Here is a 19,613-nt window from a genome sequence, read left to right as displayed (position 1 = left end):
GGCCCTTCCAGTCAACCCAAATCCCCGGATTCAGCTCCCGCTCTCACTCCGTCGACTGCTCACCTCAGCCGGCACATCATCCCCGGCCATGCGCTTGCGGAACAGCGCCGCCCGAGCCAGCAGCAAGGTGGTCACCGGCACGGTAATCGCCAACAGAATCGGAATCAGCCAGGCATGCAGCACCAGCCCCGATTTGAGCGCCGAAAAGTAAATGATCGACGCCAGTGCCACGCACCACGCACCCAGCGTCGAGGCCAGCGCCGGCGGGTGCATGCGCTGGAAGTAATCCTTCATCCGCACCAGGCCAATGGCGCCGATCAGCGCAAACAAGCTGCTGAGCAGCAGCAGAATCGTTACTGGAATCTCAACCCACAGCGACAGTTCGCCACTCATTCGATCACCTCGCCACGCAGCAGGAATTTCGCCAGGGCAAACGAGCCGACGAAGCCGAACAGGGCGATCAACAGCGCCGCCTCGAAATAGGTGTCACTGGCATAACGAATGCCCAGCGTCAGCATCATCAGCATCGCGATGATGTACAGGTAATCCAGCGCCAGTACCCGATCCTGGGCCGATGGCCCTTTGAACAGACGGATCAGGGTCAGGATCATCGCCACGGAAAACAGAAACAGGCTCAGCAGGATTGCGTTCGACAGCAATGCGCTCATTCGAAGATCTCCATCAAGGGGCGTTCATAGGTCGCCTTGAAGTGCTGGATGAACAGCGCTTCGTCATCCAGATCGAACACATGCAGCAACAGGATGCTGCGGTCCAGCGCCAGCTCCGACCAGACGGTGCCAGGGACCACGGTGCAGATTGCCGACAGCGCGGCGAGGCCGTTGGCATCGCGCAGGTCCAGCGGCACTTTGATGAAACGTGAGCGCGGCGGCCGGCGACCGGCATTGAGCACGCCCCAAGCCACGGCGAGGTTGGACACCACCACTTCTCGGCCGACCACCAAGAGCAAACGCAGGATCACCCCTGGGCGACGAATACGAATCGGCAGCGGTCGCAACCTGCGCATCATCAACGGTGCGCAGAAACCCAACAGGGCGCCAAGCAACAGGTTGCCCGGGCTCATTGACTGGTTCAGCACCAGCCACAATAGAAAGAGCGCCAGCGACAACCAGGGAGAAGGAAACAGGCGTTTCATGGTTGCACCTCCGCCATCGCCGCTTTGGCTTCCGGGCTTGGCACCGCGCGAGTGCCAAGCACAGCCATCACGTATTGCTGCGGATTGTTCAACGCGTCTGCGGCGGCCTGGGTGTAGCGCAGCAGCGGTTCGGCCTTGAACGTCAGCGCAATGCTCAGCCCGAGCAGAACGATGATCGGCACGCACTCAAAACGGCGCAGCAACGGCGATGGACGTTCTTGCGGGGTCCAGAAACGCTGGATACCCAGGCGCGAGAACGCGATCAGCGAGGCGAGCCCCGACAGAATCAACAGGGCCAGCAATCCCCACGCCGCGTTCGACACCGGTTCGCCTACACCATTGCCCAAGCCTAGCGGGTTAAGGAGGGCGCTGAGCAGGCTGAGTTTGCCGATAAATCCGGAGAGCGGTGGCATGCCGATAATCAACAACGCGCAGGCAATGAAGCTCAGGCCGAGGAAGGCCATGGTCCAGGGAATCACTTGGCCGACCACGGCTTTCTGATCGTCATCGAGGTTGGTGCCTTTGGGCGGCTGCACGGAGGGTGTCGGACGCGCAATCAGGTCAGCGTCATCGAACAGTGGTATTTCAATGACCGAACGGGAACGCTCGATCAACTCGGCCAGCAGGAACAACGCGCTCAACGCCAGGGTCGAGCTGACCAGATAGAACAGCGCCGCCGCGATCAGGTTCGGTTGGGCGAAGCCGATGGCTGACAATAGAATCCCGGCCGACACCAGAATGCTCAGGCTGGCCATGCGCTCCAGGCGTTGGGCCGCCAGAATCGCCAGCGCCGCGCAGACGATCGTCGCCATGCCGCCGTAGATCAGCCAGTCGCCGCCAAAGTATGCGGACGCCCCGGCCTGGCCAGAGAACAGCAGCGTCCACAAACGCAGCAAGGTGTAGACGCCCACTTTGGTCATGATCGCGAACATGGCCGCCACCGGTGCGCTGGCCGAGGAGTAGGCCGGCACCAGCCAGAAGTTCAGTGGCCACATCCCGGCCTTGGCCAGAAACGCCACCGCGAGAATCCCCGCGCCGGCATGCAGCAAGCCGCGATCAGCTTCGGGCACCAGCGGGATTTTCAGCGCCAGGTCGGCCATGTTCAGGGTGCCGGTGACCCCGTAAATCAGTGCCGCGCCAATCAGGAACAGCGACGACGCCAACAGGTTGATCGAGATGTAATGCAGCCCCGCCGACACGCGCGGCCGGCCGGAACCGTGCAGCATCAAACCGTAGGACGCCGCCAGCAGCACTTCGAAAAACACGAACAGGTTGAACAGGTCTGCGGTCAGGAACGCACCGTACAGCCCCATCAATTGAATCTGGAACAGCGCGTGGAAACTGGAACCGGCACCGTCCCAGCGGGCCATGGCAAACAGCAAGGCGCTGACGCCAATGATCCCGGTCAACACCAGCATCAAGGCTGACAGGCGATCGACCACCAGCACCAGGCCGAACGGCACTTGCCAGTTGCCCGGCAGGTACACGCCGATGGAGCCAGGGACGCCGGTGGTTTGTGTCCATTGCAGCAACAACACGGAAATCCCCAGACCGAGCAGGCTGGAGAACAGGTTGATTTTGGCCTTCAGCGGACGGTGTTTCTCGCCGAGCATCAACATGATGGCGGCGGTCAGCAGCGGTAGCAGAATCGGTGCGGCGATCAGGTGCGTCATCGCATTCATTCTTTAGGCTCCCGGCCATCGACATGGTCGGTCCCGGTCAAGCCCCGGGAAGCGAGCAGCACCACCAGAAACAGTGCGGTCATGGCGAAGCTGATCACGATGGCTGTCAGCACCAGGGCCTGCGGCAGTGGATCGGTGTAATGCAACAAGTCCTGCGGCACACCGTCCTTGATGATCGGCTCCCGGCCGATGAACAGGCTGCCCATGCTGAAAATGAACAGGTTGACGCCATAGGACAGCAGGCACAGGCCCATCACCACCTGAAAGGTCCGTGGCCGCAGGATCAGCCAGACGCCTGACGCAGCAAGAACGCCGATGGCGATTGCGATGACTTCTTCCATCAGACGGCTCCTTGCGTGGCGACGGGTTTTGGCTGGGCTGCGGTTTTGTGGCCGCGAACCGATTGGTGGGCGAGGGCGGTGAGGATCAACAGCGTCGAACCGACCACCACGGCATACACGCCGATGTCGAAAAACAGTGCGCTGGCGATGTGAATGTCACCCAGCACCGGCAGTGTGAAATGCCAGGTGTGGGTGGTCAGGAACGGATAACCGACCGCCATGGCCCCGAGCCCGGTGACCGTGGCAAATAGCAATCCGGTGCCCATCCAGCGCAGCGGTCGCAGGCTCATTTGCGCCTCGACCCACTGCGTGCCGGCGACCATGTATTGCAGGATGAACGCCACCGACATCACCAGCCCCGCGACAAACCCGCCGCCCGGTTGATTGTGCCCGCGCATGAACAAGTACAACGACACCACCAGTGCAATCGGCAACAACAGGCGCACCAGCACCGCCGGGACCATCATGAACCCCAGCGCGGTATCGCTGGCGTGGCGCGGGTTGACCAGATCGGTGACCACGTCCGGTGCCAGCAGGCGTTGCTGGGCCGGCAGTTGCAGGCTTTCTTTGGGAGGGCGGAAGCGTCGCAGCAGGGCGAATACGGTCAGGGCCACGGCCACCAACACGGTAATTTCACCGAGGGTATCGAAGCCGCGGAAGTCCACCAGCATCACGTTGACCACGTTGCTGCCGCCGCCTTCGGGCAGGGCACGACTGAGGTAGAACGAGGAAATGTCGTTGGGCGTCTGGCGTGTCAGCATCGCGTAGGCCAGCAAGGCCATGCCGCCACCGACCACGGTCGACAGCAGCAAGTCGCGGATACGCCGGATGCGTGCCTTGCGCAGGCTGCTTGGCAGTGGCGATACCTCTTCGATCCGCCGGGGCAGCCAGCGCAGGCCCAGCAGGATCAGCACCGTGGTCACCACTTCGACCGCCAGTTGCGTCAACGCCAGATCGGGCGCGGAAAACCAGACGAAGGTTACGCACGTCATCAGACCGCAGACGCTGACCATGGTCAGGGCCGCGAGCCGGTGATACTTGGCCTGCCACGCCGCGCCAAGGGCGCAGACAATCGCCAGCAACCACAGGGTCACGAACACGATCGAGCCCGGGATTTTAGGCCGGTCTCCCCAGCTCAGGCTGCTGTGGAGCATCGGGATCAACCCGGCCAACACGGCGGCGAGGACCACCAGGAACAATTGGGTTTGCAGGCGATGAGTGCTGATCCGTCCCACCAGACGACGGGCCAGGCGCATCGTGATTACCAAGCTGCGCTCGAACAGGCGCTTGCCGCTGAGCCGGCCAATAACCGGTGGATACTTGAAGCGCCCGCGCTTGAGCTGATTGCGCAACAGCAGATAGAGCACGATGCCGCCGGACATGGCGATCAGGCTCATGATCATCGGCGCGTTCAAGCCGTGCCAGATCGCCAGGCTGTATTCCGGAAGGGTGCCGCCCACCACCGGCAGGGCCGCGGCAGCCAATATGGAGCCGACCACTTGCGCCGGGAATATCCCGACGACCAGGCAGGTGAACACCAGCAACTCCACCGGCGCACGCATCCAGCGGGGTGGTTCGTGCGGGGTGTGTGGCAGGTCGGTGGCGGTCGGGCCGAAGAACACGTCGACGGTGAAGCGCAACGAATAGGCGACGCTGAACGTCCCGGCGATGGTTGCGACAATCGGCAGGCTCCACTCGACCCAGGCCGTGGCATTGATGAATACGGTTTCGGCAAAGAACATTTCTTTCGATAGAAAACCGTTGAGCAGCGGCACGCCGGCCATCGAGGCGCTGGCGACCATGGCCAGGGTAGCGGTGAACGGAATCAGTTTGATCAGGCCGCTGAGCTTTCGAATGTCGCGGGTGCCGCTTTCGTGGTCGATGATCCCGGCGGCCATGAACAGCGAAGCCTTGAAGGTCGCGTGGTTGAGAATGTGGAACACCGCTGCCACAGCCGCCAGCGGGCTGTTCAAGCCCAGCAGCAGGGTGATCAGGCCCAGATGGCTGATGGTCGAGTAGGCCAGCAAACCTTTGAGGTCGTTCTGGAACATCGCGCAATAAGCACCCAACAGCAGGGTGCAGGCGCCGGCTCCGCTGACGATGTAGAACCACTCTTCGCTGCCGGACAGCGAAGGCCAAAGCCGTGCCAGCAGAAACACCCCGGCCTTGACCATGGTCGCCGAGTGCAGATAGGCCGAGACGGGTGTCGGCGCCGCCATCGCGTGGGGCAACCAGAAGTGGAAAGGGAATTGCGCGCTTTTGCTCAAGGCGCCGATCAGGATCAGGGGTAACAGCAGCGGGTAGAGGGCGTGTGCGCGAATCAGATCGCCAGCGGCCAGGACCTTGTCCAGGTCGTAGCTGCCGACCACATGGCCGAGAAGCATGACCCCCGCCAACAGGCACAAGCCGCCCGCGCCGGTGACCATCAGCGCCATGTAGGCACCGCGTCGTGCGTCGCTGCGGTGGTGCCAGTAACCGATCAGCAGGAAGGAGAAGAGGCTGGTCAGCTCCCAGAAAAACACGACCTGGATCAGGTTGCCGGAAATCACCAGCCCGAGCATCGCGCCCATGAACGCCAGGAAAAACGCAAAAAAACGCGGCACCGGATCGTCCGGCGACATGTAGTAGCGTGCGTACAGCGAGACCAGTGTGCCGATGCCCAGCACCAGCATCGAGAACAGCCAGGCGAACCCGTCCAGGCGCAAGACGAAGTTCAGACCGAGGCTTGGCAGCCAGAAGAATTCTTCGCGGATCACGCCGCCATGGGCGATTTGCGGATACATAAGCGCGACCTGGACCGTGCCGATCAGTGCGATCAGGCCAGTCAGCAGGGGGGCAGTATTACGCGCGTTGTGCGGCAGAACGGCTGCCAGACAGCTGCCGATAAAAGGCAGAAGCAGTAGAACTATCAGGGACATAGGCTTCTAATCTGCGGAAGTTTGTGAAGCATCATACGTGCCACTCCCCAGAACGCCAAACGCCACGCTGTCGCAGAATCCTTCACGGTAGACGGTAAAAGGCTGATTCACATTGTTTCAAAGTGCCGGTTTAAACCCTTCCGGCCCCATCGCGAGCAGGCTCGCTCCCACATTTGGTCTTTGGTATACACATAATCTGAGTACATCGCGATCAACTGTGGGAGCGAGCCTGCTCGCGAAGGCGATCTACCATGCACCGCAGATATTACGGCCTAACCCTGTGTTTCCCGTTCCAACTCTTCCTGCGCCGCAGCACGCTTACCCTTGGTCTTCAACTCACTCACAATCACCGCCGCCACGATCAACCCCGCGCCAACCAGTGCAATCGCCGGCAGCCGCTCCCCGGCGATCCGCCCGACAATCCCGGCCCACACTGGCTCGCCGGCATAAATCAACGTCGCCCGCGTCGGTGAAACACTCTTCTGCGCCCAGTTCATCGCCACCTGAATCGCCGCACTCGCCGCGCCCAGGCCCAAGGCGCTGCACAACAGCAGCCAAGAGAAGTCCGGAATGCGTTCCTGAGTCGGCACCACCATCAAAAACGCCAACACCGACGTGGTAGCCAATTGCACCACCGTCACCCGACGCACATCGACCTGACCGGCATAGGTGCTGATCAGAATGATCTCCGCGGCAATCGCGATGGCGCTGATCAGCGTGGCGATTTCACCCGGACTGAAATTGAACGAAGCGCCGGAAGGCCCCGACAGCAACATCAACCCGGTAAACGCCAGCATGATCCCGATGCTCGGCATCAACCCCGGGCGTCGTCCCAGCACCAGCCATTGCAGTAACGGCACGAAAGGTACGTACAGCGCGGTGATAAACGCTGACTGGCTGCTGGGAATGCTCTGCAAGCCGACCGTCTGCAAACCATAACCGAGCATGATCGCCACACCGATAAAGGCCCCGGCCTTGAGTTCGAACAGGGTCAGTTCCCGCAGGTGGCGCCAGGAGAACAGCGCGACGAGGCTCGCGGCAGCGGCGAAGCGCAGGCCGACGAAAAACATCGGGCCGCTGACGGTCATCGCATGCTGCACCAACAAAAAGGTGCCGCCCCAGACCATGGTGATCAGCACTAGCACGCACTCGGCTTTGCTGAACCGTGAGAAACGGGGGGAAGAGTTCGCCGACGTCATGACCTTGCACGCTACCTGAGGGGGACGCACAATGCGCCGAATGTTGCGCAGTATACTGCCCAACCCTACCAAGTGAGCAATATAGTGCACAAAGATTCCACGCAACGGGCTTCGGTCCTCCAGCACGTTAGCCAAAACGTTCGGCGTTTGCGCCACGCCGCCGACATGAGCCAGACCGCGCTGGCCGAAAAGTCCGGAGTCAGCCGCCGGATGCTGGTGGCCATCGAGGCCGGCGAGAAGAACGTCAGCCTGACCACTCTCGACCGCGTGGCCGAAGCGCTGGAGGTGGCCTTCAGCGATCTGATCCAGGCCCCGGACGCCCGCGACCCGAGCCGCATCAACGAAGTGGCCTGGGCCGGAGTAATCCCCGGCAGCAAAGCCGTTTTACTGTCCAAGGCCACCGCGACTCGCGAGGTGGAACAATGGGAATGGTGCCTGCAACCGGGGGAAATTTACCCGTCGCAACCGGACGCCGAAGGCTGGAGCGAGCAGATCTACGTGTTTGAAGGCTGCCTGACCTTGATGCTGGGCGACACGCCGCAGCATATCGCTGCCGGTGAGTTCTTCATGTTCGCCAGCAACCAGCCCCATGCCTATCGCAACGATGGTCCCGTGGCGGCGCGGTTTGTGCGCAACGTGGTGATCTGACTGTTTACCGATCAACAGTGGATAGACACTTTGCCCTTCTAAAGCTTCAAGTCTTTCTTGGAAGATTCACCAACTTATTGAAATAACAGGAAATTATATTCAGGCACGACTCCTGCAAATGCCTCCGGAGCATTTACCAGAATCCCGGAGTCGGCCCATGACAACCCCAGCCCAACCCCCACGTATCTCCCGCGAAATTCGCCTCAACGCCTTCGACATGAACTGCGTCGGCCATCAGTCGCCGGGCTTGTGGGCGCACCCGCGCGATCGTTCGTGGCAGTACAAAGACCTCGAATACTGGACCGATCTGGCGAAAATCCTTGAACGCGGTAAGTTCGACGGCTTGTTCCTTGCTGATGTGCTGGGCATCTACGACGTCTACAACGGCAACGGTGAGGCGGCGATCCGTCAGGCCGCGCAAGTACCGGTCAACGATCCGCTGCAACTGATCCCGCCGATGGCACTGGTGACCGAGCATTTGGGGTTTGGCCTGACCGCCTCGCTATCGTTTGAACATCCGTATCCGTTCGCCCGACGCATGTCGACGCTGGATCACCTGACCAAGGGCCGCGCCGGCTGGAATATCGTCACTTCGTACCTGGAGAGTGGCGCAAAAAACATCGGCCAGAAAAACCAGACCGAACACGACGCCCGTTATGACTTCGCCGAGGAATACCTGGAGGTTTGTTACAAGCTCTGGGAAGGCAGTTGGGAAGAGGGCGCGATTCTGCGTGATCGCGAGCGGCGGATCTTCAGCGACCCGAGCAAAATTCACGAGATCCGCCACGTTGGCAAACACTTCCAGGTGCCGGGCATTCACCTGTGCGAACCTTCGCCGCAACGCACGCCGGTGCTTTATCAGGCCGGCGCATCGAGTCGGGGCAAGCAGTTTGCGGCCGAACATGCCGAATGCGTATTCGTCGCCGCGCCGTCGAAAGTGTTGCTGAAGAAAACCGTGGCCGACATTCGCCGACGTGCCGCCGAGGCCGGGCGCGATCCGAAGAAAATCCTGATCTTCAACCTGCAAACGGTAATCCTCGGTGAAACAGACGCGAAGGCCAAATCCAAGTTCGAGGAATACAAGACCTGGGTCAGTTACGAAGGGGCCATGGCGTTGATTTCCGGCTGGACCGGCATCGACTTCAGTCAGTTCAAACCCGATGAACCGCTCAAGCACGTGCACACCAATGCCATTCAATCGGCGGTAGAAGCGTTTTCCACGGCGGACCCGAACAAGGTCTGGACGCCCAACGAACTGGCGGACTGGGTGGGAATCGGCGGATTTGGGCCGTTGTTTGTCGGCGGTCCCGAGACAGTCGCCGATCTTCTGCAAGAGTGGGTGGAGGAGACCGACGTGGACGGTTTCAACCTGGCCTATGCGTTGACCCACGAAACCTTCATCGATGCCGTGGAATTGCTGGTGCCGGAGTTGCAGAAGCGCGGTGTGTACAAGACCGACTATGCGCCGGGAACCTTGCGCGAGAAGTTGTTTGGGGAAGGAGCGCGGTTGCCGGATATTCATCCGGGAGCGGGTTATCGGGATCTGGCGGCATTGCACCAGCAGGAGAAGAAAGTGGTGTCTGCCTAGACGCCTTCGCTACATTTGATCGCCTATCTCACAGAAAACGAGGTCACCTGTAGGAGCTGGCTTGCCAGCGAAGGCGGTGGATCAGTCGATATAAATGTTGACTGACATGCCGCTTTCGCTGGCAAGCCAGCTCCTACAGGGGGAGGTTTGTGTGCTGGTGAGCAACACATTAAGGTGGCATGCACAGCGTTCCATTCCGGTAAACATTGACCAATGAGCAGGGCATGAGCGAAATCCAAAGCGCGCAGACGATCGACGCCACCCGCCACGCAGACATTCTGATCATCGGCGGCGGCCTCAGTGGCGCGATGCTGGCGGCGCAATTGTTGCGTTTGCCTGGCCGTCGTTCGGTACTGGTGATTGAACCCCGTGCGGAGCTCGGTCGAGGCGAAGCCTATAGCGCAGTCGAGTTGGGCCATACGCTGAACGGCAACGCGGCGCGGATGAGCGTCGATCCAGACAACGCCGATGACCTGACGCAATGGTTGACTGGACACATCGCCACCGGTGGCTGGCCGGAATCGGCCGAACAACCTGTGCCGATCAGCGAATTGTTCCCGCCACGGGGCCTGTTTGGCGTGTACGTGCAGCAACGCCTGGCCGAAGCGCAAGCCGTCGGGGCACTGAATGGCTCCACGGTCGAGCATGTGCAGGCGGAAGTGATCGATCTGCAAACGGACGACGATTCAGTTCGGCTGACATTGAGTGACGGGCAACGCTTGCAGGGCGCTTTTGCCGTGCTGGCGACCGGGATGTTTCCCGCGGCGCGCACGCCACTGAAAGAGTCCAGCGGTTTGAACGCCGCAGCGCTGGATCCGTGGGATGTCGCCGCCATGCGCCAGCTTGATCCACAGTCGACGGTGCTGATCATCGGTTCCGGCCTGACCATGGTCGATGCCGTGGTGTCGCTGGAACAGGCCGGGCATCGCGGGCCGATCGAAGTGTTTTCCCGTCACGGATTGCTACCGCATGTGCGTCGGCAACCACCGGCCTGGGTAGATTTTCTGGCTGACGATCACAGCATTCGCGCGCCACGCCAGTTGGTGCGCGAGCTGCGACAACATTGTCGGGAGGCCATCGCCCAAGGCATCGACTGGCAAGCACCGCTCGATACCGTGCGTGCGCACATTGGCCGGTTGTGGAATCAGGCGACGGACCGGCAGCGTCGGCAGTTTGTGCGACATCTCCGGCCGTGGTGGGAAAGTCATCACCACCGCTCGCCACCCTTGAGTGCCGCCCTGGTGGAGCGGTTACACCGGGAAGGGCGCTTGCGGATTCAAGCGGCGTCGTTCAAAGGCCTTGAACCCGGGTCGCAGGACGGAGTCAGCATCCGCATTCGTCGTCGTGGCGAGGCCTGCACGTGTGTGGTGCGTGGCGCGGCGTTGATCAACTCCAGCGGCATCGAGTATGACTGGCGCCGGGTCGCCCGACCGCTGCCACAGCAACTGTTGGCGCGCGGATTGATCCGGCCGGGACCGTTGGCGCTGGGGATTGCAGCGGCTGTCGACGGTGCCGTACTGGACGCCGAAGGGCTGGTCGCCCGGCGCCTGTTCGCCATGGGGCCACCGTTGCGCGGCATGTGGTGGGAAAGCACGGCAGTCACCGACGTAGCCCTACAGGCTAAAGCCCTGGCGGCGCGACTTGTCGGGGATTGCGTTTAACAAAGAAAACCCCGGGTAGATCGGATCTACCCAGGGTTTTTTGTTCAAGCGGCGCAAAGCCGTTAATCAATACCGCTGATACTTCGAGCCGAATTCAGGGCGGTTTTCAGCGACGTACAGTGCGCTCGGCTGACTGTCTTTGTGATCGCTACCGACAGTGTTCACATTGAGTGTGGCCGGTTGGCTGACTTTAACGGCGGCGACAATCCGGGAGGTGGCCTGCGGCGCAGCGATAGCGGATGTAGCGCCAAGAACCGACAGGGCGAAACCAAGACCGATGAGGCTTTTCATGAGGTTGCTCCAGAGCGTGGGAAGAAGATGTCGCCACTCTAGTGCTGGAGCGTGGTGATGGAAAAACACCCTTGGGCATAGTCGTTATCGAGATCGTTGATCCGATGTCAGCGAGGTGTGCGGTCGACAAGGAGGCGCTGGCGGTTTTCCTATTCAGGCCTTGCCGCGCCTTTACCGGCTAACCCACAATCAGGTGCATCAGGATTGATTGCACAAACGTAACCTTGAAGTCCGCTCAGCTTTACGGCGCAACGATCGGCGTCACCGGTGATGGTTGCAAGAGCCGCTGCATCCTCTGGGTATAGTTCGGCTCGCTGGGCTCCATCATCCAGGCTGGGGGGGCTGGCGGTTGCAGGCAAGTGGCTGGACGAGCAACGCTGAACGCGGACTGACAACCGCTGATGAGAAGTGGCAAGATCAGCACTAAGACGAGCGGAATTTTGCTGTGCATCTTGTAACTCCTGATAGTGCCTTTTATCGAGCAATATAATCTCGTTGGCCTGTTCCTTATGCCGGTCCATCTGCGCCTGTAATTGTCGTGCAGCGACTCGGCTAATTTCGGCCATGGTGTCAGCGTGAACCCGCTGTAAGGATTCAATCTCGACGCCATATCGCCACCCCTGAATCATCCACGCGGTACTTGCCGCGATCACGGCTGCGATAACCAGAGGAATAGACTTCAGAATAAAAGCAATCACATGTGTACCTCTTGGGTGTTTTTACAATCTCACAGCTAGTGGTCGATAAAATGTACCGGTCAATAAATTCACTATATTGGGTCGGTTATCAAGCATCTAAGAGGCCACCCGCGGAAACATAGCGAGCGATTAGTTTTTCAACGGTTTGCTCATGCTGTCCATATCCTGCGCCCGGCAGGCTTGCCCAAATATTTGAACACTTGGCAATGGCTTCCGTTACTCTTCCTGCTTTGATGTCATTAAGTGCCCCTTGCTCACGAATTTGCTGGATAGCGACTCGGTCCTGATTTTCGGGTGTAAAACCACCGACAAGTTTAAGCGAGTCTTTGTAGGCATCCCAGTACCGCGACAGTAATTGATAGCGACCTGCTGCCGTGGATTTAATACCCAGCCTGGGTAAAGCGACTAGTCTTCGAGGATGGTCGACGTAACTAGTAAATAGCGCGCCGCCGACGATCACGTCGTAACCATGATTGCTGGAGCACTGTTTTCCATTGTCCGTCCCTTCTGACCATGCAAGCATGTCCAAAAAAGCAAGAATATTTAGTCCGCCAGCTTCTTTCTCATTGACGTGAGCCATTTTTTTTCTCCCTGTTATTTTCTATGTTGATTTTAATGTGCTGGGCTTCTATGTCTGAAATTAACTGGTCTAAGGTGTGTGCCGCTTTTAGTAAGTCAGGGGAGGGTATTCCAGTGGTGTGCTTTAGTACGGACTTAAGCTCCACGAGAGTGTCCAGGCCAGTCTGCATTCTCTGAAGTCTTTCCTCGCGTACTTCTTCATAGCGAGTTTTAGTGATTTTTGCTTCGGCATGAAAGATTAACGCGATACTCGATGCGATGATTGCGCAAGCCACTACTAAATAACCAAAAATAAACACTCCTCTATCACTTTGTCTCTTGATCATGATTAACTCTCGCCTTGCGAATGTAGAGCTTCTTTAGATTGGAATGTGCAATAGCAATGTCGACGCGCCTGCAATAATACTGCGCGAACGACAGTTGTCGTTTAAGCAAGGAATACTCTGTAGGGAGATCGCTTGACTTGAAAATCTACTTGTTCATGGTTTAACGTCGGGCTGGTATTGACATTAGCGCCGATGTTGGCGAGTGACAATATCAAGTCCAAATTCGGACTGTGCACGCAGTTTGAGGAATGGTGTCGTGGGGGCGGTCAGCGCTACTATTTTGCTCTTTTCGTGCTGCATCGCCATGCCCAAGGCTAGATGACTAGCTGTTGGCATGATTTTTTTGTGGGTGAAAATTTTAAGGGTTGTTAGTCCAGTATTTGCTATTTGCTATTTGCTATTTGCTATTAAATACTCATTAATTAGCGTGTCGGTGGCATATTTTAAATCTTGTCATGGCGCTATCCCCAAAGTACCGATAAGGCTCACCAGGAAAAACAGCGATAACCGGGACAGCAGCGTGTTCGGCGAATACAGGGAACACTTCATTGGGGTGCGCCGAGCAATTCCACAGGGTAAGAGAACACGTAGCCTTCACTGCGCACGGTCTTGATGTAGGTCGGCTCGCGTGAATCATCCAGCAGGCGCTGGCGCAATCGGCTTACCAGCAAATCGATGGAACGGTCGAACAGGTCGGAATCGCGGCCCTGGGTCAGGTTGAGCAATTGGTCACGGCTGAGCACGCGTTGCGGGTGATCGAGGAACACGCGCAGCAAGCGGTATTCCGCGCCACTGAGGGCGACCATGGTGCCGTCTTCATCCAGCAAGTGGCGAGCGGTGGTATCGAGGCGCCAGCGTCCGAAGCCGAGCAGCCGACCCGTTTCGGTGATCAGCAGGTTTGGCGGCAGCATCCGTGTGCGGCGCAATACCGCATTGATCCGCGCCAGCAGTTCGCGGGCGGCGAAGGGTTTGGTCAGGTAATCGTCGGCACCCATTTCCAGGCCGAGGATACGATCGGTTTCGTCATTGCGGGCGGTGAGCATCAGGATCGGTGTGGCTTTGTGTTTGCCTGCGCGTAATTCACGGCACAGCACCAGGCCGTCATCACCGGGCATCATCAGGTCCAGCACGATCAGGTCCACCTGATTGGTTTCCAGAAAATGGCGCATCTGCCGGCCGTCGGCAACCACAGTTGTGCGCAAGCCGTTTTTCTTCAGGTAATTGCCCACCAGCTCGCGAATCTCGCGATCGTCATCGACGATCAGGATGTGGTTCACATGCTCCATTGCTCAACCCTCTTGTTTTTCGCACGGTACGTATCACGGGGCGGTGCAGGGATTTGTATCGCACTGTATCAGGCGTTCTGTTTGACACCTTACGCCTTAATAACTCTGTTTTGACGACACATGGCAGATACTAGCGGGCGATTAAATGGCTTCCATCGAGGCAATGCGACTTGCCTCACATCCACCGCTAAAACCTCCGACAAATGACTTGTAGGGACATCACCATGAAGATGAATGTGTTGAGCCGTAAAACCGCATCACGCCGGCGCTTTATGGCGCCGACGATGCTCGCTTTCGCGCTGATGCAGTTTGGTGCCCTCGGCGCTGTCAATGCGCAAGCCGCCACCACGTCCGCAGAGCCGGCTGTGGCCAGTGCGGATTCGTATACCCCGTTCGGTCCGCTGAAGCACGTCAAGGCCGGTTTGCTGAATGTGGCTTACGCGCAGGTGGGGCCCGCCGATGGCCCCGTGGTGATTCTTCTGCATGGTTGGCCCTACGACATTCACAGTTACAGTGAAGTGGCGCCGCTGCTGGCGGCCAAGGGTTACCGGGTGTTGATTCCGTATGCACGGGGTTACGGCGACACGCATTTCCTGTCTGACAAGACCCTGCGCAACGGCCAACCCGCCGCGTTGGCCAGTGACGTCATCGACTTCATGGATGCGTTGAAGATCAAACAGGCTGTGCTCGGCGGCTACGACTGGGGCGCGCGTTCGGCGGACATCGTCTCGGCGCTGTGGCCGGAGCGGGTCAAGGCACTGGTGTCGGTGAGCGGCTACTTGATCGGCAATCAGGCCGCGGGGAAGAACCCGTTACCGCCCAAGGCCGAGTTGCAGTGGTGGTATCAGTTCTATTTTGCGACCGATCGCGGCCAGGCCGGTTACGAAAAAAACCGTCACGACTTCGCCAAGTTGATCTGGCAGCTGGCGTCCCCGAAATGGGCCTTTGACGACGCGACCTATGATCGCAGTGCGGCCGCCCTGGACAACCCGGACCATGTCGCTATCACGATCTTCAACTATCGCTGGCGGTTGGGCATGGTTCAGGGCGAGCCGCAATACGAAGCGTTGGAACAGCGGCTGGCCAAGGCACCTTCGATCACGGTGCCGACCATTACGATGGAAGGCGACGCCAACGGCGCACCGCACCCGGCGGCCGAGGATTACGCCAAGCGTTTTACTGGCAAGTATGAGTACCGACTGATCAATGGCGGCATCGGCCATAACCTGCCGCAGGAAGATCCACAGGCGTTTGCCAAAGCCGTGATCGACGCGGATCACCTTTAACCACACTGACAACTAATGTGGGAGCGAGCCTGCTCGCGATGAGGCCATGCCAGTCAACATTAATGTTGAATGACACACCGCTATCGCGAGCCGGCTCGCTCCCACAGGGATATACAGTGTTGGTCAGGTCGAGGTTACGCCACAACCTGATAACACGGCACATATGCCGCGCCACCGGGCAGTTTCATCCGGTGTTGGGCGACGAAGGCTTTGAGCAGTTGATCCAGCGGATGCATGATCGCCGCATCACCACGGATCTGGTAAGGCCCGTGCTGTTCGATCAGGCGGATGCCCTTGTCCTTGACGTTGCCGGCGACAATGCCGGAGAACGCGCGCCGCAGGTTGGCCGCCAGTTCATGGGCGGGGAGGGCCTGGCTCAGTTTCAGGTTGGCCATGTTTTCGTGGGTCGGGTCGAACGGGCGCTGGAAGCCTTCGTCGATCTTCAGCAGCCAGTTGAAGTGGAACGCGTCATTGCGCTCGCGGCGGAACTGTTTGACCGCTTTAAGCCCCTGAGTCATCTGCCGTGCGACTTCAGCCGGATCGTCGATGATGATCTCGTAATGTTTCTTCGCGGCATCGCCCAGCGTGGCGCCGACGAACGCGTCCAGTTGTTGCAGATACGGGGCGGCATGTTTTGGCCCGGTGAGGACGACCGGGAAGGGCAGGCCTTGGTTGTCCGGGTGCATCAGGATGCCGAGCAGGTACAGGAACTCTTCGGCCGTGCCCGCGCCGCCCGGGAAAATGATGATGCCGTGGCCGACGCGCACGAACGCTTCCAGACGTTTTTCGATGTCCGGCAAGATCACCAGCTCATTGACGATCGGGTTTGGCGCTTCGGCGGCGATGATGCCCGGTTCGGTCAAACCGAGGTAACGCCCGCCGTGGATACGCTGTTTGGCGTGGGCGATGGTCGCGCCTTTCATCGGGCCTTTCATCACGCCGGGGCCGCAACCGGTGCAGATGTCGAGGCTGCGCAGACCCAGTTCGTGGCCGACTTTCTTGGTGTATTTGTATTCTTCGGTGTTGATCGAGTGGCCGCCCCAGCAGACCACGATCTTCGGCTCGACACCGGGGCGCAGGGTGCGGGCGTTGCGCAGCAAGTGGAACACGTAGTCGCTGATGCCTTGGGAGGTACTCAGGTCGATGCGCTGGCTGTCGAGTTCGTTTTCGGTGTAGACGATGTCACGCAAGGCGCTGAACAGCATCTCACGCGTGCTGGCGATCATTTCGCCGTCGACGAAGGCGTCGGCCGGTGCGTTCAGCAGTTCCAGGCGTACGCCGCGATCTTGCTGGTGGATGCGGATTTCAAAATCTTTGTAGGCTTCAAGGATGGTTTTGGCGTTGTCGACATGGGCGCCAGTGTTGAGGATCGCCAGGGCGCATTGGCGGAAGATGTCGTAGGTGCTGCCGGAACCGGCTTCGCTCAGTTGTTGGACTTCGCGTTGAGAAAGGGTTTCCAGGCTGCCTTTAGGGCTGACCGAGGCGTTGATTACTTGTCGTTGGGTCATTCAATGATCCTTAAAACGATGTCACTCACCGAGCCGCGCGAATGGCATCCGAATAGAGTGTATCCATGGATGAAGATGGCACGAACTGCGCTGTACCGCCATGTCCCCCGTTTGACGATGAAAAGATGAAAAGGAGCGTCAGCATAGCTAAATCCCTCGCAGAGGCGATAATGCCTGGCCTTCTTTTTTGCTCATGCCCCAAGGAACCCTGCCGCGATGTTCGAAATCCAGCCGAAGAATGCCCAAGCCTATCGACAACAGACGCGCCGCAGTACGGTGATTATTGCCCTGATTTTCCTGGCGCTGGCGATGGTGCTGTCCACGGCGGCGGTGGCGTTATTCGGTGAGCCCGACGGCGACAACCTGCGGTTCAACGTCGGCGGTGTGTTTATCGCGGTGTTGCTGATGGTGGCGCTGATGCGCGGCAAGTTCTGGAACCAGCCATGGATGGCGCCCGCGGTGTACGGCTGGCGGCTCAAGCGCAGCTTGATGAGCATCACAAACATCATGCATCAGGTCACCGCAGCGGTTGAGACGGGTGATCCGGTGGCCATGAAGCTGCTGCGTTTTTACCACCTGGGCTTGAACCAGATGCACGAACTGGACGGCAACTCCAGCGACCACAGTCAATTGATCCGCGAGATGGATCAGCACAAGGCGCGGATGGATGCGCTGGGCATCGACACCGATCAGACCCGTCTGGATCCGGCCTGGCTTGAGGCGGTGAAACAGTCGTCGAAGTAAGACTTTAGGGCGGATTCCCCACACAATCCCGTCATGAAGCTAGCAAATCGCCTATCTTGTTGCTGGAACGGCATTCAAAGGGCGAACAGGAAAAGTTGCCCTGTCATAACGAATCAGGGAACGTTATGGGGCATTCGTCCATTAAAGATCCAACTGAAAGCGCCCGTACCACCGCGTCGTGGAAGACCGGCCAGCGTGCGTCGAGGCTCAAGGTCCGCTACGCGGTAGTTCTGCTCGTGGCTGTGTGCCTGTCGATGACGGCAATCGTGATTTGGCAAGCCTGGAATTCGCGCCAGTACCATCTGCATGACAAAGAAGTGGCGATGTCCAACCTGGCGCAGACCCTGGCGTCGCAAACGCAAGCGTCGATAAAACAGGCCGATACGCTGCTGTTTGCCCTCGTGGACCGCGTTGAAAACGATGGTGTCGGTGCGCAACAACTGCCCAGATTGCAACGGTTGCTCAGCGCTGAACGCAGCGAGCTGAAGCAACTGCATGGCTTGTTCGTCTTTGACGAAGCGGGGCGCTGGATCGCCAACTCCAATGGCGCCGAGGTACCTGGCGCGAACAATTCCGACCGTGAATATTTCATTTTTCATCGTGACCATCCCGACCGCGGCCCGCATATCGGTCAATCGATAAAAAGTCGTTCGAGTGGTGAATGGATCATGACCGTGTCACGCCGGATCAATCATCCGGATGGTCGATTTGCCGGTGTGGCGCTGGCAACGATCTATCTCAGTCATTTTCTTGAGCTTTACAACAGTATCGATATGGGCCGCAACGGGGTGATCAGCCTGTTTGCCGATGATGCCAGCATTGTTGTGCGGCGGCCGTTCAATGAGGCTGACATTGGCATCAGCGTGGCCAAGGCGCCGCTGTTTACTCAACTGTTGCCCAAAGGCGATTCCGGCACGGCCACCGTCAAGTCATATGTGGACGGTGTGGAACGGGTGGTGGGGTTTCGGCGGGTCAGCGGGTATCCGCTGATCATCTTTGCCGCGCTGGACAAGGAGGAAGTCCTGGTCGGCTGGCGCAAAGAGACGGCATTGAGCGCAGGTATCGTGGTTTCGCTACTGCTGTTTCTGGGCGGGCTTGGTTACCGCCTCATTCACGTCATGAAGCAGCAACAACACGTCCAGCGTGTGTTGCTCGATGGCCAGGAAAAACTCATCGAGGTCAATCGTAGCCTTGAATTGCTGGCCCTTGAGGATGCGTTGACCGGTCTGTCCAACCGGCGTCAGTTCGACGTGTTTATCCTCGCGGAAATGGGCCGCGCACGGCGCACGCTGACTGACCTTGCCATGCTGATGATCGATGTTGATCACTTCAAGAGCTTCAATGATCGTTATGGTCATGTGGCCGGCGATGAGTGTTTGCGCCGGATCAGCGCGATCATCAAGGACAACATCAAGCGCCCCGGCGACCTTGCCGCGCGTTATGGCGGCGAAGAGTTCTCGGTGGTGCTGCCTGGCACCGACTATGCGGGCGCTTTTCTGGTGGCCGAAAACATCCGCCACGCGGTACTGCGGGCGGACATTGCGCACTGCGAAAGTCCGGAGGGCAGGGTAACGGTCAGTATCGGTGTTTGCGCCTACAACCCGGCCTCGCAGGACCAACCCGATGATTTGGTCAGTGCGGCGGACAAGGCGCTGTATGTGGCCAAGACCAGCGGGCGCAACATGAGTGTCACTGCCAACTGAGT

Annotated in this window: 19 protein-coding genes; 6 read left to right on the top strand and 13 right to left on the bottom strand. The window is 59.0% G+C overall.

The annotated features are described in order from the left end of the window. Window positions 1–30 precede the first annotated feature (30 nt). The 7 genes from KGB06_RS00495 to KGB06_RS00465 all read right to left on the bottom strand — a co-directional run bounded on the left by KGB06_RS00495 (window position 31) and on the right by KGB06_RS00465 (window position 7,383). On the bottom strand, window positions 31–393 hold the full coding sequence (locus tag KGB06_RS00495; protein WP_223511182.1) for a Na+/H+ antiporter subunit G: 363 nt from the start codon (window positions 391–393) through the stop codon (window positions 31–33). Continuing rightward, window positions 390–668, bottom strand: coding sequence for a K+/H+ antiporter subunit F (locus tag KGB06_RS00490; RefSeq protein WP_007944718.1), 279 nt, complete (start codon window positions 666–668; stop codon window positions 390–392). Before KGB06_RS00490 ends, KGB06_RS00495 begins: the two co-directional genes overlap by 4 nt. Beyond that, window positions 665–1,153, bottom strand: a complete 489-nt coding sequence (locus KGB06_RS00485; RefSeq protein WP_223511181.1) for a Na+/H+ antiporter subunit E — start codon at window positions 1,151–1,153, stop codon at window positions 665–667. The genes KGB06_RS00490 and KGB06_RS00485 overlap by 4 nt, the downstream gene beginning before the upstream one ends. Continuing rightward, a complete protein-coding gene (locus KGB06_RS00480) occupies window positions 1,150–2,835 on the bottom strand; it encodes a monovalent cation/H+ antiporter subunit D (RefSeq protein ID WP_223511180.1) in 1,686 nt (561 codons plus the stop codon). The genes KGB06_RS00485 and KGB06_RS00480 overlap by 4 nt, the downstream gene beginning before the upstream one ends. Continuing rightward, window positions 2,832–3,176, bottom strand: a complete 345-nt coding sequence (locus tag KGB06_RS00475; RefSeq protein ID WP_007944721.1) for a Na+/H+ antiporter subunit C — start codon at window positions 3,174–3,176, stop codon at window positions 2,832–2,834. The genes KGB06_RS00480 and KGB06_RS00475 overlap by 4 nt, the downstream gene beginning before the upstream one ends. Further along, complete coding sequence (locus KGB06_RS00470; protein WP_223511179.1) at window positions 3,176–6,094, bottom strand: monovalent cation/H+ antiporter subunit A; 2,919 nt, start codon at window positions 6,092–6,094, stop codon at window positions 3,176–3,178. Before KGB06_RS00470 ends, KGB06_RS00475 begins: the two co-directional genes overlap by 1 nt. A gap of 272 nt (window positions 6,095–6,366) precedes the next feature. Further along, window positions 6,367–7,383 (bottom strand): DMT family transporter, encoded by a 1,017-nt coding sequence (locus KGB06_RS00465; RefSeq protein ID WP_223511178.1) that lies wholly within the window; start codon window positions 7,381–7,383, stop codon window positions 6,367–6,369. Between KGB06_RS00465 and KGB06_RS00460 the strand changes: the two genes are divergently transcribed. From KGB06_RS00460 to KGB06_RS00450, 3 genes are all read left to right on the top strand, one after another. Further along, window positions 7,378–7,941, top strand: coding sequence for a helix-turn-helix domain-containing protein (locus KGB06_RS00460; RefSeq protein ID WP_223511177.1), 564 nt, complete (start codon window positions 7,378–7,380; stop codon window positions 7,939–7,941). The two genes, KGB06_RS00465 and KGB06_RS00460, sit on opposite strands and share 6 nt — an antisense overlap. A 184-nt stretch (window positions 7,942–8,125) precedes the next feature. Continuing rightward, window positions 8,126–9,529 (top strand): LLM class flavin-dependent oxidoreductase, encoded by a 1,404-nt coding sequence (locus tag KGB06_RS00455; RefSeq protein ID WP_223511268.1) that lies wholly within the window; start codon window positions 8,126–8,128, stop codon window positions 9,527–9,529. Between the two features lie 224 nt (window positions 9,530–9,753). Further along, window positions 9,754–11,190 (top strand): FAD/NAD(P)-binding protein, encoded by a 1,437-nt coding sequence (locus tag KGB06_RS00450; RefSeq protein WP_223511176.1) that lies wholly within the window; start codon window positions 9,754–9,756, stop codon window positions 11,188–11,190. Window positions 11,191–11,256: 66 nt separating this feature from the next. On the opposite strand, the gene KGB06_RS00445 is transcribed toward KGB06_RS00450, so the two are convergent. From KGB06_RS00445 to KGB06_RS00425, 5 genes are all read right to left on the bottom strand, one after another. After that, the gene (locus tag KGB06_RS00445; RefSeq protein WP_223511175.1) at window positions 11,257–11,481 is read right to left on the bottom strand and encodes a hypothetical protein; all 225 of its coding nucleotides are present in this window, start codon (window positions 11,479–11,481) and stop codon (window positions 11,257–11,259) included. Between the two features lie 149 nt (window positions 11,482–11,630). Then, window positions 11,631–12,179, bottom strand: a complete 549-nt coding sequence (locus KGB06_RS00440; protein WP_223511174.1) for a lysis system i-spanin subunit Rz — start codon at window positions 12,177–12,179, stop codon at window positions 11,631–11,633. A gap of 88 nt (window positions 12,180–12,267) precedes the next feature. After that, entirely contained in the window at window positions 12,268–12,759 is a 492-nt protein-coding gene (locus KGB06_RS00435) for a glycoside hydrolase family 104 protein (protein ID WP_223511173.1), read from the bottom strand. After that, window positions 12,743–13,084: a hypothetical protein gene (locus KGB06_RS00430; RefSeq protein WP_223511172.1), complete on the bottom strand. Its 342-nt coding sequence runs from the start codon at window positions 13,082–13,084 to the stop codon at window positions 12,743–12,745. Before KGB06_RS00430 ends, KGB06_RS00435 begins: the two co-directional genes overlap by 17 nt. 545 nt (window positions 13,085–13,629) lie before the next feature. Then, on the bottom strand, window positions 13,630–14,370 hold the full coding sequence (locus tag KGB06_RS00425) for a response regulator (RefSeq protein WP_223511171.1): 741 nt from the start codon (window positions 14,368–14,370) through the stop codon (window positions 13,630–13,632). A 224-nt stretch (window positions 14,371–14,594) separates the two neighbouring features. Here KGB06_RS00425 and KGB06_RS00420 point away from each other — a divergent pair, with 224 nt between their 5' ends. Beyond that, window positions 14,595–15,656 (top strand): alpha/beta fold hydrolase, encoded by a 1,062-nt coding sequence (locus KGB06_RS00420; protein ID WP_223511170.1) that lies wholly within the window; start codon window positions 14,595–14,597, stop codon window positions 15,654–15,656. Window positions 15,657–15,790: 134 nt separating this feature from the next. Here the strand turns inward: KGB06_RS00420 and ppnN are convergent, their stop codons facing one another. Next, complete coding sequence (ppnN, locus tag KGB06_RS00415; protein WP_223511169.1) at window positions 15,791–17,164, bottom strand: nucleotide 5'-monophosphate nucleosidase PpnN; 1,374 nt, start codon at window positions 17,162–17,164, stop codon at window positions 15,791–15,793. Window positions 17,165–17,380: 216 nt separating this feature from the next. On the opposite strand from ppnN, the gene KGB06_RS00410 reads away from it, so the two are divergent. Together KGB06_RS00410 and KGB06_RS00405 are read left to right on the top strand one after the other, a co-directional pair. Next, window positions 17,381–17,908: a DUF3087 domain-containing protein gene (locus tag KGB06_RS00410; RefSeq protein ID WP_223511168.1), complete on the top strand. Its 528-nt coding sequence runs from the start codon at window positions 17,381–17,383 to the stop codon at window positions 17,906–17,908. A gap of 125 nt (window positions 17,909–18,033) precedes the next feature. Next, window positions 18,034–19,611, top strand: a complete 1,578-nt coding sequence (locus tag KGB06_RS00405) for a sensor domain-containing diguanylate cyclase (RefSeq protein ID WP_223511167.1) — start codon at window positions 18,034–18,036, stop codon at window positions 19,609–19,611. The last annotated feature ends 2 nt before the right edge of the window (window positions 19,612–19,613 follow it).

It is taken from the genome of Pseudomonas sp. GL-B-19, from assembly GCF_019956415.1.
GTDB lineage: Bacteria > Pseudomonadota > Gammaproteobacteria > Pseudomonadales > Pseudomonadaceae > Aquipseudomonas.
The sequence above is the reverse complement of the archived record's forward strand: the minus strand, read 5'-3'. Positions and strand labels throughout refer to the sequence as shown.